The organism is Dyadobacter psychrophilus (assembly GCF_900167945.1).
GTDB classification, from domain to species: Bacteria; Bacteroidota; Bacteroidia; order Cytophagales; family Spirosomataceae; genus Dyadobacter; species Dyadobacter psychrophilus.
This window is the reverse complement of the sequence record NZ_FUZA01000007.1, coordinates 82,399-98,792: the sequence shown is the minus strand read 5'-3', so window position 1 is coordinate 98,792 and position 16,394 is coordinate 82,399. Positions and strand designations below refer to the sequence as shown.

At 45.4% G+C, this 16,394-nt stretch carries 13 protein-coding genes; 9 read left to right on the top strand and 4 right to left on the bottom strand.

The window, feature by feature from the left end; translation table 11 throughout:
* Positions 1-79 precede the first annotated feature (79 nt).
* Complete coding sequence (locus tag B5X68_RS22195; protein ID WP_082216971.1) at positions 80-1,192, top strand: DUF8457 domain-containing protein; 1,113 nt, start codon at positions 80-82, stop codon at positions 1,190-1,192.
* 4 nt (positions 1,193-1,196) lie between these two features.
* Here B5X68_RS22195 and B5X68_RS22190 read toward each other — a convergent pair whose 3' ends face one another.
* The gene (locus B5X68_RS22190) at positions 1,197-2,039 is read right to left on the bottom strand and encodes a hydroxymethylglutaryl-CoA lyase (protein ID WP_082216970.1); all 843 of its coding nucleotides are present in this window, start codon (positions 2,037-2,039) and stop codon (positions 1,197-1,199) included.
* A gap of 10 nt (positions 2,040-2,049) precedes the next feature.
* Positions 2,050-3,111 carry an NAD-dependent epimerase/dehydratase family protein gene (locus B5X68_RS22185; RefSeq protein WP_082216969.1) on the bottom strand — a complete coding sequence of 354 codons (1,062 nt, stop codon included), beginning with the start codon at positions 3,109-3,111 and terminating at the stop codon, positions 2,050-2,052.
* A 249-nt stretch (positions 3,112-3,360) separates the two neighbouring features.
* Between B5X68_RS22185 and B5X68_RS22180 the strand changes: the two genes are divergently transcribed.
* Genes B5X68_RS22180 through B5X68_RS22165 form a run of 4 tightly spaced genes read left to right on the top strand, consistent with a single transcriptional unit; the run spans position 3,361 to position 10,432 of the window.
* Entirely contained in the window at positions 3,361-4,086 is a 726-nt protein-coding gene (locus B5X68_RS22180) for a hypothetical protein (protein WP_212568030.1), read from the top strand.
* Complete coding sequence (locus tag B5X68_RS22175) at positions 4,083-6,854, top strand: TonB-dependent receptor (protein WP_082216967.1); 2,772 nt, start codon at positions 4,083-4,085, stop codon at positions 6,852-6,854. Before B5X68_RS22180 ends, B5X68_RS22175 begins: the two co-directional genes overlap by 4 nt.
* Before the next feature lies 1 nt (position 6,855).
* Positions 6,856-8,001, top strand: coding sequence for a DUF4249 domain-containing protein (locus B5X68_RS22170; protein ID WP_082216966.1), 1,146 nt, complete (start codon positions 6,856-6,858; stop codon positions 7,999-8,001).
* A 22-nt stretch (positions 8,002-8,023) separates the two neighbouring features.
* Positions 8,024-10,432, top strand: a complete 2,409-nt coding sequence (locus B5X68_RS22165) for a hypothetical protein (protein WP_082217187.1) — start codon at positions 8,024-8,026, stop codon at positions 10,430-10,432.
* On the opposite strand, the gene B5X68_RS22160 is transcribed toward B5X68_RS22165, so the two are convergent.
* Complete coding sequence (locus tag B5X68_RS22160; RefSeq protein ID WP_082216965.1) at positions 10,433-10,894, bottom strand: Lrp/AsnC family transcriptional regulator; 462 nt, start codon at positions 10,892-10,894, stop codon at positions 10,433-10,435. It lies immediately after the preceding gene.
* 171 nt (positions 10,895-11,065) lie between these two features.
* Between B5X68_RS22160 and B5X68_RS22155 the strand changes: the two genes are divergently transcribed.
* A complete protein-coding gene (locus B5X68_RS22155) occupies positions 11,066-12,019 on the top strand; it encodes an NAD-dependent epimerase/dehydratase family protein (RefSeq protein ID WP_082217186.1) in 954 nt (317 codons plus the stop codon).
* A gap of 34 nt (positions 12,020-12,053) precedes the next feature.
* Positions 12,054-13,241, top strand: a complete 1,188-nt coding sequence (gene kbl / locus B5X68_RS22150) for a glycine C-acetyltransferase (RefSeq protein WP_082216964.1) — start codon at positions 12,054-12,056, stop codon at positions 13,239-13,241.
* Positions 13,242-13,360: 119 nt separating this feature from the next.
* On the opposite strand, the gene B5X68_RS22145 is transcribed toward kbl, so the two are convergent.
* Positions 13,361-14,167 (bottom strand): transglutaminase-like domain-containing protein, encoded by an 807-nt coding sequence (locus tag B5X68_RS22145; protein ID WP_082216963.1) that lies wholly within the window; start codon positions 14,165-14,167, stop codon positions 13,361-13,363.
* Between the two features lie 194 nt (positions 14,168-14,361).
* Here B5X68_RS22145 and B5X68_RS22140 point away from each other — a divergent pair, with 194 nt between their 5' ends.
* Both B5X68_RS22140 and B5X68_RS22135 read left to right on the top strand, forming a co-directional pair.
* The gene (locus B5X68_RS22140) at positions 14,362-14,895 is read left to right on the top strand and encodes a YceI family protein (RefSeq protein WP_082216962.1); all 534 of its coding nucleotides are present in this window, start codon (positions 14,362-14,364) and stop codon (positions 14,893-14,895) included.
* A 135-nt stretch (positions 14,896-15,030) separates the two neighbouring features.
* A complete protein-coding gene (locus B5X68_RS22135) occupies positions 15,031-16,383 on the top strand; it encodes a neutral/alkaline non-lysosomal ceramidase N-terminal domain-containing protein (protein ID WP_082216961.1) in 1,353 nt (450 codons plus the stop codon).
* The last annotated feature ends 11 nt before the right edge of the window (positions 16,384-16,394 follow it).

Here is a 16,394-nt window from a genome sequence, read left to right as displayed (position 1 = left end):
GAAAAGGCAAATTTCTTTATCTTTACAAATCAAGCACATTTTTTTTAAACACAGCCGTTATCAAAAGCTCTTATTCGTTATGCCGGATAATTTGAATTCAATTGCACTCAACCAATACGCTGCCAGGTTCACCACAACCATTTTAAATGAGGTGTACCGGGACCAGGATACGATCTCCGGAGCCGGATTATTGAAGCTCACCCCTGTGAGGCAAGTTAACCTTGGAATTCTAAACAGGTTATTTGAAGCCTGGAAAAATAACGCGCTGCAATTCCGCAGTCCTTACTTCGATTTTAGTAATGACGAGGTAAGGCAGGCGCTGGAAGATTTTATGAACACGGCCTCGCAACACATCGCTGTGAAACGCCCCGATCTTGAACCGCTTTTGTCAGATTCGGTGAAGGACGCCCTGAAATTATTGCTTGCGCCAGAAAGCTATTTTGAAGATAAAATAAGGGAAAAGCAGGACGCCGAATTCACGCATGAAAAAGCCGAGCATCTTGTAAAATACACCCACATTCACCGAGGATTAGCCGAGGCAATGTTAGGCCGCCTTACCGACAGCGGTTCGGACTCGGTGTATCAGACGCAGGCTGTGAGCTGGTTATACGAATTGAAAGGGAATCCAGACTTGATCGACGATTTGGATCCTTACCTGCTGCAGTTCTCCGAAATTTTTCCGTTGAATTTGTCGGACCTCAGAATTTCGGAAAGTGGTAAGACAACTTCGACAAGTGGCAGAAATGAGTCGAGATCGTTTTTTGATTCAGCCTTTACCGAATTAGATACGCCCGCTAAACCTGCACCACCTCGTGCAGAACCAGCTTCCGCAGTTATTGGTGAAATAATAGCAAAAACCAACTCCACGGAAAAGGAGTCGCTTAATAACCGTTTTAAAGTTGAACTTCCAAAGCATGACGAAGACAAGTCATACGGAAGCGTTCCTGTAAAAGTGGAAAGCATTGCGGGTTCCATTCCGTTGGGCCAGCGCTTTATGTTTGTCAATCAGCTTTTTAACAAAAACAGCGAGCATTTCGATAAAGCTGTTTACGAACTGGACACGGTAAAAAGTTTTGAAGAAGCGCAAAACCTCATTTGGCACCGTTATGCATCCAAATATGCGTGGGACGTCAATGGAGAAGCAGTTACAGCTTTGTTATCGATCGTAAAGCGCAAATTTACAGGTCAATAAGCTTTTATATCAATTGAAGGAACTGCTCACGAGCGTTTTGCAAAGCATGCAAATCCAGATTGAGCAGTTCCTTCTTTTCTTTTGCGAACGCCACCAGATTTTCGGTTGCCATATTTCCTACCAATTCGTCCTGCGCCATGGGACAACCGCCATAACCGAATAAGGCTCCATCAAATCTGCGGCAGCCCGCTTCGTATGCGGCGGAAAGCTTCCCAAGCCAGCTGTGCGGTGTCGAATGAAAATGTGCACCAAATTCCAGATCGGGTCTCAATGCCAGCAATTGAGAAAACACGGATCGAATGTCGTCTTCCCTAGCAACGCCCACCGTGTCGGCAAGAGAGAAGGTCTTAATGCCAAACTGCGACAGCTTTTCAACATTATCAAACACAATTTCCGCATTCCAGGCATCACCATATGGATTTCCAAAACCCATTGAGATATAAATAACAAGATCTTTGCCATTTTCGGCCACCATTGCTGCAATCCGTTTCACTCTTTCCAAAGATTCAGCCATCGTAGCATTGGCGTTGCGGATCTGAAATGTTTCAGAAACGGAGAAAGGGTAGCCGATATCAGTGATCTGGGTAAACTGGCAAGCGTCGGTTGCACCCCGCTCGTTGGCAACGATAGCAAGTAACTTTGTAGATGAATCTGAAATGTCCAGCTGCCCGATCAGCTCAGCCGTATCGCTCACCTGCGGCATGGCCTTGGGAGAAACAAAACTCCCAAAATCAATGGTGTCAAATCCAACTTTCAGTAGCTGATTAATGTAAGCAGCCTTTTTTTTAGTTGGAATAAAGGAATGAACACCTTGCCAGGCATCACGGGGACATTCGATGAGTTTCATGATTCAATCATTACTTCAATATCGGCGCTAAATCTTTCTCGTTCTCTGCCAGCCAGGCTGCAATGTCCTCAACGATCTGGCGGATGCCAATTTCTGGTTTCCAGCCTGTAAGTGCAGTGACTTTGGTGTTATCCGTTACGTAAAGCCTGATGTCGGCGGTGCGGTTTTCCGGCACCACTTTAATCGGAATCGTTTTACCGGTAACCTCCTGACAGATTTTTGTCAGTTCCTGCAAAGAAGCGCTGCTTTCCAGTCCACCGCCTGCATTCAGGATCTCCCCATTTACCTTTTCGAGGTTATGCAACTGCCAGTCTATCAACCGGTAAAGATCGGCAACATGCAGCATATCGCGGATCTGCTTACCCGTCCCGCCGTATCCGAAGTAGCCCAGTTGTTGTTCAAAATAATGTTTCGCGATCCAAAGCACCATCACACCCTGATCCACTTTGCCCATTTGCCACGGACCCGTGATCACGCCGCAACGGTTAATGACCGTTTTTAGGTTATAAAACTCATTGTATTCCTGAATGATCAGCTCAGAAGCCAGTTTGGTGGTTCCATATAAGGAACGCGCTCCATTCAGCGGGAAATCTTCCGCAATCCCTTTCGAAGAAACACCTGCAACCGGCTGCTCGTCCGACAGTGCGAAGCGCGTAGGCTCCTCAACGAAATTTAATGTTTCGATGGTCTTGATCGGATAAACCCGGCTTGTAGACAGAAAAATAAAGCCCGCCTTATGTTTCAATGCATAATTAAGACAGTTAATGGTTCCGACCAGATTTGTATTAATCAGGTAATCGGGCGTACCGTCCAGACCTGCCAAAACAGAAGGTTCGGCAGATGCCTCTATCACCACGTCAACAGCCGGAACGGAGTCGAAGTCTTCTTTATTCCTGATATCGCCGTGCACAAATTCCACGCCGTGTGTTTTGAGCCTGCTCAAATTTAGCTCGGAGCCTCGGCGTTTGAGGTTATCCAATGCATAAACCTGATAATCAGGGTAATTGATTTTGAGATTTATGGCTAGTGCGGAGCCTACGAAACCGGCGCCCCCGGTAATTAAAATTTTCATAAAGCAATTTTGTAAGTAAGCTTAAAGTGTGGATGTAAACCGTTCCAAAGTTAGGAGATTCCATAAGAACGGTTAAGTATGCCAAGAATATTTATATTTAAAACTTGTTCTGTTTAATTTAAATATTCTAATTAATTTAAATACTTTTGAAATGAAGTATGTAACTTATGTTCACATCTTTATGTACATATTTCCTACTGCAACAAGTCAATAACAAACCTTCGTAACTAATAAAAAACCTCGCGATACATGCGTATTTGTACCCTTGTTATTTTCTTTTCTTTCTGTCTCACACTCAGGTCGTTGGCTCAGGAGGTTGCTGCAACGGAGCCATCCAAAGAAACTGCATATCCCATATCCCTTTACAAAGCGGCCACGAGCCAGTCGCAAAACCTGTATAATGGCAGGCAATATTACGTTTACGACAACCGGTCGGAAGAACACCAGTTTTTTGAATTCCGGAAATGGCATAACGGTGTGATCATGTACGACGGCCAGCGCTTCGACAGCATTCCAATGCTTTACGATATCTTCAAAGATGAGGTTATTATCAAGCATTTCAATGGTGATCACATTCTGCTGCAATCTGAAAAGATCGATTATTTTTATGTGGATAATCACACTTTCGAGCGCTTGGAAGCGGGAAAGGACATTAGCGAGCAAATGCGTACTGGTTTTTACGATGTTTTATACAATGGTAAAACCAGAACGATTGTCAGAAGGGTGAAACAGCGGCAGGAGAAGATCGTGGATAAAATGGTCATAGCGCTGTATCCTCAAAAAAACAATTTTTTTGTCAGGAAAGGCGACCAATATTACGGAGTAAGCTCCAAAAAATCAGCATTTAACCTATTCCCTGAATACAAAAGGGAATTGCGGAAAGTGCTGAAAGACCAGAAGATCAAGTATAGAAAGAACCGTGAAGTTGCTATTGTAACAATTGTCGAAACCTACGACAAACTAGCCAGACCATGAAAATACTTTTACCCTTTTTTATCTTGTTCAGTTTTGTTTTGTTTTCCAGGAATGCTTGCGCGCAAACCACGCCTGAAAAGAAAATCACGATGCGCCTTGACTCTGCGCGCTTCAATGACTTTGTAAAGCAGGTCGAAAGCCAGACTGGTTACTACTTTTATTACGACGCTTCCAAATTCGACAGCCTTACACTTGACCTGGACGTAAAAGATCTCGCGATCCGCGATGTGCTGGACCAGGTTTTCAAAGGTTCAGAATTCGAATATTCAATCGATGTCCAGAAGCGGATCTACATTACGCAGGGCCAAAAAATCATTACGCAGCTTATTCCCGGCCTTTTTGAGCCCGATCTGGCAGGTGATAACGGCACTATCGCTTACGCTGGCCCGGAAAATGATGCGAAAGAAAAGTTGCTATCCACCGCTGAAAGCAAACTACACGAGATAGGGATCAAAAAACACCGTATAACGCCTGGGAACTCCACCATCACCGGTTACGTGCGAAATGCTGTGACGGGCGAACCCGTCATTGGGGCGGCTGTTTTCATCACTTCGCCTTCTATCGGCGTTACTACGGATGCGCTGGGCTTATATGCGCTCACCATTCCGCGCGGGAAGCAGATTGTGCGTATAAAGAGCACTGGAATGCGCGAAACCCAACGCCAGGTGATGCTTTATTCAGACGGCAAACTGGACATTGAAATGCGGGAAAGCGTGATCGCTTTGAAGGAAGTTTCGGTAAAAGCCGGGATGGACAAAAACGTGGTCGGGACGCAGATGGGAACGGTTAAGCTAACCATTAAAAACCTGAAACAGGTGCCCACGGTCTTTGGTGAAACCGATTTGCTGCGTACAGTGCTAACATTGCCGGGTATCAAGTCGGTGGGGGAAAATAGCACGGGGTTAAATGTGCGTGGCGGCTCCACAGACCAGAATCTGATCCAGTATAATGATGCCGTCATTTACAATCCTTCCCACCTTTTCGGATTTTTCTCAGCCTTTAACCCGGATGTTCTGAAAGATGTTGAGCTTTACAAAAGCACGATTCCGGCGAAATTCGGCGGAAGGCTGGCGTCCGTTCTCGACATTAGCAGCCGCGATGGCAATAAGAAAAAGTTTGTAGCATCGGGAGGAATCGGTTTAATAACCGGCCGCCTGACATTGGAAGGGCCATTAGTTAAAGATAAAACTTCTTTCTTGCTGGGTGGACGCTCAACCTATTCGAGCTGGCTTATCAAAACGCTGGATAATGAGAATTACAATAAAAGCTCGGCATCGTTTTACGATGTAAATCTGCACATTAGCCACGAGATCAATGAGAAAAACAGCTTATTCCTGACCGGGTACATCAGCGACGACCGTTTCAGGCTTTACGGTGACACCCTTTATACATACCAAAATCAACTGGCTTCCTTAAAATGGAAACACACATTTAATAACAGGTTATACAGTGTTTTTACAGCAGCCCATACAAAATATCAATATGCCATGGGTGCCGCAGGCCTGCCGCTCAATTCCTTCGATCTCAAATTTGACATTAACCAATCCAATTTTAAGGCAGACCTGAGCTATGTTTTACATCCGAAGCACACATTGGACTTTGGTTTAAGCACAATTTATTACAAACTCCATCCCGGATCTTTCCAGCCGAAAGGGCCCGAATCCCTGATCGTTCCGGATGAGCTGGAACCGGAGCAAGGGACGGAGAGCGCAATCTACATTGAGGATAAATTTGAAGTCAACCCGCGGCTGTCGATCACAGCGGGTATCCGCTATTCGTATTATCAGTATCTGGGGCCAAGAAATGTAAATACTTATGTGCCGGGACTTCCTATTGAATACATTTATCAAAACGGCGTAAAAGAATATGGCTCCGGCAAAAAGATCAAGTCTTATGGCGGGCCGGAATATCGGGCTTCTATCCGTTACAGCGTTTTCGACAATCTCTCTTTAAAAGTAAGTTACAATACGCTGCGTCAATATATTCACTTGCTGACCAACACCATGACCGTTTCCCCGACGGACATCTGGAAACTAAGCGACAATTATGTGAAGCCGCAGATCGGTGATCAGATCTCGGTGGGGTTATACCGGAATTTCAGGGGAAACAAGGTGGAGGTTTCGCTGGAAGGTTATTATAAGAACATTCAAAACTTCCTGGATTACAAAGGCGGCGATTCGCTGATCATGAACCACAATATCGAAGCAGCCGTGCTGAATACGAAGGCCAAGGCTTACGGGATTGAATTTATGATCAAAAAAATGACGGGAAAACTAAACGGCTGGCTTGGTTATACTTATGCCAGAACATTGCTGCGCGCTATCGACCGGGAATCGCCCGATGCTCCTAATGATGGCAATTACTATCCGAGTAATTACGACAAGCCGCACGATTTTACATTGATTTCCAATTACCGGTTCTCGCACCGTTTCAGCATGTCATTCAACTTCACATACAGCACAGGGCGACCATATACGCCACCGATCGGAAAATACATGATCGATGGCTCGCAAAGGGTTTATTATGCCGACAGGAACCAGTTCAGGATCCCGGATTATTACCGAACGGATGTTTCCCTGAACATTGAAGGCAACCACCGGATCAAAAAGCTCGCGCACAGTTCATGGACGCTAGCGGTATATAATGTATTAGGCAGAAAAAACCCGACTTCGGTTTATTTTCAGACTGTTGGCGGAAAAGTCAACGGTTACCAGCTTTCTATTTTTGGACAACCTATTCCGACCATCACTTATAATTTCAGATTTTAACATGGTCACACCGAAATGGTTCCCTGAAAAAAAGGTGCATTGGGGCGCGCTTGTTTGCATGGGCCTTATCCTGATTGCATACGGTTGCATAGAGCCGTTTTCCCCGCCGGAAGTCAACAATCCGGAAAGCTTTCTGGTTGTAGACGGATTCCTGAATGTAGGCCGCGACACCAGTAAGATCACATTGCGGAAGACGCAAAATACAAACGATGATACCCGGCCGATTACGGAAGGCGGTGCGCAGATATCTGCGGAAGCAGAGAGTGGGGAAACGTATAATTTTGAAGATAAGGGCAATGGAGTGTATGTTTTGCCGCCCGTCAATTTCAATATGGCCACCAAATATCGCCTTCATATCAGGCGGTCGAACGGCAGTGAATATTTGTCAGAATATGTTGTCGTGACCAAAACACCACCGATCGACAGCCTGACAAGTAAGCTGGATGCGAACCGGAATGCAATGCTCATTTATGTAAACACGCACGATGCCACAAATAATACGAGATTTTACCGGTGGAGATTTGAAGAAACTTTTGAATACAGAGCAGCATTTTTCTCTGGACTCGAACGTGACCCGGAAACAGAGTCAATCATTGTGCGGCGGGACAATATCAATACTTGCTGGACAACGCTAGAATCGAAGGATATTAAACTGGGCTCGACAATTAAACTGAATCAGGACATTATCAAAGATTTGCCGGTCAATATCATTGACATTTCGACGAATAAACTATTTTTCAAATACAGCATTCTGGTAAGGCAATACGCATTATCGCGGGAAGCATTTGAATACTGGACCGATCTCGCTAAAACGACACAGGGGACGGGAAGCCTTTTTGATCCGCAGCCCTCCCAGGTGACGGGCAACATTAAAAATGTGAAAGATGCTAAGGAGCTCGTTTTTGGCTATTTCAGCGCAGTTACCGAAGAGAAGCAGCGTATCCTTCTCTCGCCTGCGCTAGGTCGCTATCCTGCATGCATTCCGCCTGATACACTCGAACCGGCCGATGCGTACACTTCTTTCGGTGTGTTGCTGAACACCTATATGGACGCGGCAGGGAGAACTTTTATTTTAAGCTCTTCCGAAGACTGTGCGGATTGCCGGGCGCAAGGTGGAACAACCACGAGGCCAACGTTTTGGGATTGATATTTCAATGATCAATAAACTTATGAAAAGGACTTTACTCTATTGCTGCATGTTGCTCTGCGTCGCGTTATCCGCGTTTGCGCAGGACGATGCAATGGTGAAATCGATACAGCAGCGATTTGGGATTTATACCGAAAGAGCGCTGCAAGAGAAGATGTACGTTCATCTCGACCGCCCGTTGTACCTGATCGGGGAAACGATCTGGTTTAAGGCATACAACCTGAATGCAGCTTCGCACCAGTCTCTGGATGTGAGCAAAGTGGCTTACCTGGAAGTGCTTGATGCTGAAAACAATGCATTGATCCAGACTAAATTTGCGTTGGCTGACGGCAAAGGAAATGGCTCGGTTCTGATCCCTTCTACAGTTGCCAGCGGCAAGTATAAAGTGCGCTGCTATACAAACTGGATGAAAAATTACGGTCCTGAATATTTCTTCGAATCCGCCATATCCATTGTCAATCCGTTTGTGCGTTTTGATCCGGACAGGTTGGCCAAAGAAGCGGAAAAATATGACGTTCAATTTTTCCCTGAAGGCGGTTATCTCGTAAAAGACATTGAAAGTAAAGTCGCATTCAGGGCCATTGGGAAAGAAGGTAATGGTGTGAATTTTACGGGTGAAATTGTGAACGGTCAAAATGAAAGTGTAGCGAATTTTCAGCCTGAAAAGAATGGAATCGGCTATTTTACATTAAAACCCGAGCCCGGCGCCACTTATAATGCTGTGATTAAGGATAGCAAGGGGCAGTCGTACACATTTCCATTGCCGAAAACAGAAGAGCAGGGTTATGTGATGCAGCTGAAAGATTCTACGAGTAGCCTGTTGAAAATCACAGTCACCGCCGCTATCGTGAGCGATGAGCCCGTGCCGGTTTATCTGATGAGCCACACGCGGCAGCTTAATGCATTCGCGGACAGGAAGTTTCTGAAAAACAACAAGGCCGTTTTTACCTTGGATAAAACTAAGCTGGGAGAAGGCATTTCGCACATTACGATTTTTAATGAGAAATTGAAACCGCTTTGTGAAAGACTTTATTTCAAAAGACCAGCAAAGCAGCTTGCGATCGAAACAACGATCAAGAATGCGTTCGTAACGAGAGAAAAGGTGAATATGGATATTTCTGCGGCCGTGGCGACGGCCACCGCCACGGCAGTAGAAATGTCTAACCTGTCAGTTGCGATTTACCTTGCCGACTCCATTGTCACGCAACCTCAGACAGACATTACCAGCCATCTTTGGCTTGCGTCGGACTTGAAAGGCAGCGTAGAATCTCCCGAATATTATTTTGCCAATGTAAATGCCGATACCGACCGGCAACTGGACAATCTGATGCTCACGCACGGCTGGCGCCGGTTTAAGTGGGAAAATGTTTTTGTAAGCCAGGCTGCGCCCTTTGAATTTTTACCGGAATTTGACGGACATTTTATCAATGGAAAGGTGGTTAACAAATCCGATGGCTCGCCCGCGAAAGGCATTGACACCTATTTGGCCGCCCTGGACGTTCCTGCGCGTCTGTATGTTGCCCAGAGTGATCAGAAAGGCAATGTAATGTATGAGGTCAGGAAATTTACAGGACCAAAGGAAATTACATTGCAGACCAACCTGAATGTTGATTCAACGCATCGCATTGAAATTGCCAGCCCTTTCGTAAAACAGTTCGCAAGCCGGCCGATCGCTCCATTTATTTTCAGCAAAACATGGGAAAACCAGCTGCTGAACCGGACCATTAACATGCAGACAGCCAATGTCTTCCTTCCGCCAGTCCTGACAGAGCGAAAAGCAACATTGGCCGACTCGGTCGCATTTTTCGGAGTGCCGGACGAAAAGTATTTTCTTGACGATTTCACCCGTTTTCCTACAATGGAAGAGGTTTTGAGAGAGTATGTACGCGGCGTGCTAGTCAGGAAACGACAAAAAGAGTTTCACTTCCGCTTGGTAGATAAGCTGCTTCCCAACACATTCTACACCACCGATCCGCTCATTATGCTGGATGGGATCCCGGTTTTCAATACCGATAAGATCATGGAAATGGATCCTTTGAAAGTTAAAAAGATTGAGGTTTTAAGCTCGCGCTATTTCCTGGGACCCATGACTTTCACCGGGATTGTAAGCTTTTCAACTTACCGCAACGACCTTGCGGGTTACGAGCTGGATCCCAAGGTGATAGTAATGCCTTATGAAGGTTTGCAAGTTCAACGGGAGTTTTATTCGCCAAGATATGACAAAGGTAATGCGGAAAGCCGCATCCCGGATTTCAGGAACCTGCTGCATTGGGCTCCCAATGTTACAACCGATGCTTCCGGCAAAGCAAACCTGGATTTCTATACATCCGATCAGACCGGACAATACCAGGTTGTAATCCAGGGAATTACGCCGTCGGGCGTTTCGGGAAGTAAGACGCTTTTTTTTAATGTAGGCAAAAGCAGTCTTTGATCAGATGTAAAATTCTGAGGTTTGCTTGATCTCTTTAAGCACGAAAGTGCTGTTGAGCACCCCAATGTTATCGATCTTGGACAGTTTGTATTTCACAAAGTCATGGTAATCGTCCAGGCTGGCCACATTGATTTTTAACAAAAAATCAACCTGTCCTGCCATATGATAACATTCCTGGACTTCCTGTAAATTTTGAATCTCCTGCTCAAATTTTTCAATGAATGCTTCATTGTGATAGCGCATGGAAACCTGGCAGATCGTCGTAACCTGGCGGTTAATAAGCTTTTTATCCAGGATCGCGACATATTGTTTGATATAACCCAAACTTTCCAGCCTTCGAATTCTTTCATAGATCGGCGAAACCGTCAGATTTAGCATTGTCGCAATTTCTTTTGTCGTCTTTTTTGCGTCTTTCTGTAAAATGCGCAGGATCTTGGTATCAATTTTGTCCAACTGTTCCATGAGGCAATAATATTTACTGTAAGCGATAAACTAACCTGAGTTTAAAAGTAATATTTTCTGTTAAACTAAAATAGTGCGGGAACATTTCCTGCCAATTGGCTCAATTATTGAAATAATTATCAGAATGAGAGAAATTGCAAGTGATTAATGCTTTATCAAAACAGGCTTGTCATGAAATCAGAATGCATATTAGTGATCGGCGCAAACGGACAAATTGGTTCGGTGCTTGTTGAATATTTGAGAGAGATTTATGGGGTTGGAAATGTGGTCGCATCGGACATCAGACTACCGGAGCAAGAGACTGGACTTTTTGAAAACTTGGACGCAACTGATGGCAATGCGTTGGCTGCGTTGGTAAAAAAATACAAAGTCACCCAGATTTATCACCTAGCTGCGATACTGTCTGCAAAAGGCGAGCAGGAACCTCTGAAAACGTGGCATATCAACATGCAAACCTATTTTAATGTGCTCGAAGCGGCGCGTGAAAATAATGTTGCCAAGATTTTCTATCCAAGTTCAATTGCTGTTTTTGGGGATAATGTAGATTCGAAAGCAGAACAATGGTCCTATCTGGATCCCGCCACGGTTTACGGGATCAGCAAGGCGGCGGGAGAGAACTGGTCGAATTATTATTTCCAGAGATATGGGATGGACATTAGGTCATTAAGATATCCCGGGATTATCGGTTATCAGTCTATGCCGGGTGGCGGGACAACGGATTATGCTGTTGACATTTATCATAAAGCCGTGCAAGGGGAGGCATTTGAGTGTTTTCTGGAAGCCAGCACAACGCTTCCTATGATCTACATTAGCGACGCTATGGACGCAACAGTAAGGTTAATGGAGGCGCCAAAAGATAAGATTTCAGTGCGAACGAGTTATAATCTGGCTGGCATTAGCTTTTCGCCGCAGGAAGTTGCGGCGAGCATTGGCAAAATAATCCCGGATTTTAAAATCACCTACAAGCCCGATTTCCGCCAGAAAATTGCCGAATCCTGGCCGGCGCAGATTGATGACATGCAAGCCAGAAAAGACTGGGGATGGCGTCCGGCGTATAATCTGGATAAAATGACGGAGGAAATGATCTCTGAATTGAAGAAAAAATATCAATCCGTAAAAAGCTGAAAGGCAGTTACTATCAACATTAAAATTCCAATTCATGAACGCAACCATTCAGGAAGAACTGCACGAGGAGCTGGAAGCCATTAAAGCGGCCGGTTTATATAAAAAAGAAAGGGTTATCACGACTCCGCAGGCGGCACAGATCGCAACCGACGGAAAAGATGTGCTGAACTTTTGCGCCAATAATTATTTGGGCCTTTCGTCTCATCCTGAGGTGATTAAGGCAGGGATTGAAGCCATCAATACACACGGATTTGGCATGTCATCGGTTCGCTTTATTTGCGGAACGCAAGACATTCACAAAGAACTGGAAAGCAAAACAGCCGCGTTTCTCGGCATGGAGGATTGTATTCTCTACGCAGCGGCATTTGACGCGAATGGCGGTGTTTTTGAACCATTATTGAATGAAAAGGACGCCATCATTTCCGATGAACTTAACCATGCTTCATTAATAGACGGCATCAGGTTGTGCAAAGCCAAGCGTTTTCGTTATAAGCACAATGATATGGCGGATCTGGAACAGCAACTCAAAGATGCAGCCGGAAGCCGCCGTATCCTGATCGTTACCGATGGCGTGTTCTCAATGGATGGAACCATTGCCCAGCTTGACAAAATCTGCGATCTGGCCGAGGCAAACAACGCCATGGTGATGATCGACGAATGCCATGCGTCAGGTTTTATGGGTAAAACCGGCCGCGGGTCACACGAATTCCGGAATGTGATGGGCCGTATTGACATCATTACCGGCACTTATGGAAAAGCATTAGGGGGTGCATCCGGCGGTTTTACAGCCGCAAAAAAGGAAATTGTTGAAATTCTGCGTCAGCGTTCAAGGCCATATCTTTTCTCCAACACCCTTGCACCATCCATTGTCGGCGCGTCCATTAAAGTGCTGGATCTGCTTTCTTCATCTACTGCATTGCGTGACAAGCTCGAAAAAAACACTGCCTATTTCCGCAAAGCAATGACGGAGGCAGGGTTTGACATCCTGCCAGGAGAGCATCCTATCGTCCCTATCATGCTTTATGATGCGAAACTTGCGCAGGAATTTGCTTCGAAATTATTGGAAGAAGGAATTTATGTGATAGGTTTCTTTTATCCCGTGGTGCCACAGGGCAAAGCGCGCATCCGCGTACAAATTTCAGCAGGCCACGAGCAGGAGCATTTGGAGAAAGCTGTGGCAGCGTTTACGAAGGTTGGGAAAGAGCTGGGGGTTATTTCATAAAGCACTTTCTCACTTAACTTGTCACACTGAGCGGAGTCGAAGTGCGTTACTGCTAGCAGCAACGCACTTCGACTCCGCTCAGTGTGACAAGTGCCTAAACAACTAAACCTGCGAGAACATCAACCAGCCGGTTCCGGCTCCAACAGCTCTGTTTCCACATGCAGCGATTGTAACGTTGCATTGCCATACTGCGTCACCATAGCCACGTCAGCAGCGTCGCGGCCGTGTGCGATCTCGATTCTGTATCCGTTGGTTTTTTCCTGCACAGCATCGAATGTATACCATTCCCCGCCGATGTAAACATCAAACCAGGCGTGCAGGTCCATCACTTTCAAACGATCCAGGTAACCAACCGTCATCCGCGCGGGAATGCAAAGGTTGCGGCATAATGCAATGGCCAGATGCGTGAAATCGCGACAAACGCCTATGCGGTTGCGCGCTACATCGAGCGCTGTTGTGCTGGAATCGGTTACGCCGTATTGATACTTTATATTTTGATGGATCCACGTCCGGATCGCCTCAACCTGCTCATATCCAGGTGTAAGATTGCCCGCAATGTTCATAACAAGCATGTTTATTTCATGCAGATCTGACTCGCAATAACGGCTTGGCAGAATATAATGCATCACCTCGTCGGGCAGATCGCCCACCAGCATAAATGTTGGCGGTGGATTTGGGATGGACTTGGTTGCACTCACTTGCGCCTGAACTTCTGTGGTTATGGTCACTTTGCCGACAGGTAATATTGTCCGCTGGCACGGATTACCATATATGTCTGTATATTCTGAAAAGGGAACGGATGGTTCAATGTTAAAACCTTCCTGAATGATGGACTGGCCTTCTTGACGGCGGGGGCGTAACATGGTGGTTACTGTGGTGGGCGCATACACGTCATACGTGAATATGCTTCTTCCCTTCATTTTCATGTATGAGTCGATTTAATATATTTGGTAAATGTTATGACAACGAGTTAGTTAAAAATTACGTGCCATTATTTGGGGCAAACATCCATTGCGGTCTGAATTAAAACAATTTAATGGACGTTTGTAAGTCAGGAATATTAATTTTAGGTTAACACCGGGCGCAGGTCTGGCTTTTATAGAATTTAAATTTTTCGCCTATGTCAGTTACAAAATGGATTGTAGACCCCGTTCATTCAGAAGTTCAGTTCAAAATCAAGCATCTGGTGATCTCGACCATTACAGGTTCCTTCAATAATTTCGAAGGAGGCGCCACCTCTGATCTGAACAACTTCGAGAATGCTGAAATTCACTTCTCCCTCGACGTTAGCAGTATCGATACCAAAGTGGATATGCGTGACGCACATTTGAGATCCGCAGACTTTTTCGATGCCGAGCAGTTTCCACATATTACTTTTCAATCTAATTACTTTCATAAGGTGAAAGGGGATAATTATAAACTTTCCGGTTTGCTGACGCTTAAAGGAATAACAAAGCCCATTGAGCTCGATGCGGAATATGGTGGAGCGGAGCGCGACTCAGATGGAAAACTGCGGATCGGTTTTGAAGTCGAGGGCAGGATCAGCAGGCAGGAATTTGGTCTTAATTATATGCAGTTGACAGATTCCGGCGGTCTGGTGATCGGTGAAGACGTAAAACTGATCGCCAACATTCAATTGGTTAAAGAATCTTAAAACGCAATATTTACCGGTCTGTCCGGATAATACCCGACATCAGCCGCAAAGGAATGTCGGGTTTTTTTATAATGAGGATAAAACAATGCGTTATTCCTTTTGCATATTGGCAACCTAACCTCCTGCAATATTTTAATGAAATTCCTTCGAATTTTTCTGCGCATCATTGGCGTAATCGTCCTGCTCTTGTTATTGGTCATTTCTACCATGATCACGACCATGGACAACACGCCTTATAAGGACATGCCGTACTACGGACAATGGAAAAAACTCATCAGCAATGTTAAAAAGGACACTTCCGGCTCAGTAGGAGAGTTGCAGGCAGGCTGGGCCAAGGTTAATATTACCCCCGCATCGCCCACTCCAACAGCTGGTTATGGAAAACGAAAAGGCGCATTATATACCGCAGTCCACGATTCTGTTTATGTGAGGGCTATGGTAATCGACAACGGTGTGACCCAGGCGGCGATCATTGCTGCGGACCTGCTAATTGTGCCGCCGACAGTGATCAAGCTGTTGCAATCGCGGCTTACAGAAAAGGAAATTCCGTTTGATCAGGTCTTTTTTGGCGCTACGCATAGTCACAATAGTGTAGGTGGCTGGGGAACAGGTATTTCGTCTTTGTTCTTTTCAGGGAAATATGATCCGGCAACAGTTGAGCGGCTTGCTGATGCGATTTTTCAGGCGATTGTGCTGGCAAAAGCCAGGCTGGAACCGGTGGATTTGACTTATATGGAAGCCATTGACACGCTTGACATCCGTAACCGTCTGGTAGGAGAGGAAGGCGAGATCGATCCCGAGATTCGTTCGGCCGCATTTGTTACTAAAAGTGGAAAAAAGGCGATTCTAAGTTCCTATGCGGCGCATTCAACAGTTTTAAATTCCAAAAACATTGTGCTGTCAAGAGACTATCCGGGTATGCTGGTGGATTCACTTGAAAAAGGGAGATATGATTTTGCGATGTACATGGCAGGTGCAGTGGGCAGCATGGGGCCGATTGAGAAAGGTGCCGACGATTTTCATGAGGTTAAAAATCAGGCATATGGCGTGCAAAAGGCGCTTTTGTCAGACTCTGCATTAAAAGTAAAATCAAAAAGCGCAGCATTACAGGCAATCACATTGCCATTGCCGCTACGTGAACCGTCGCCGCGGCTGACGATGAACATTACCCTCCGTTCCTGGGCATTTAAAAAAGCTTTTGGTGACTATCCCGTGTTTGTAAAAGCATTGCGGATTGGCAATATCCTGATGGTCGGGATGCCTTGTGACTTTTCGGGCGAGCTGGTTGCGGGATTGGATGCATACGCGAAGACAAAAGGGCTTAACTTGCTGGTAACGAGCTTTAACGGCGGTTATATTGGCTACATTACGCATGATAAATATTTTGATAAAGATCTTTACGAAACCAAAACCATGAGTTGGTATGGTCCCTATAACGGAGCTTACCTGCAAGAGGTGATCAAAGACATCATTGATAAATTATCCTAAACTATCCCAAA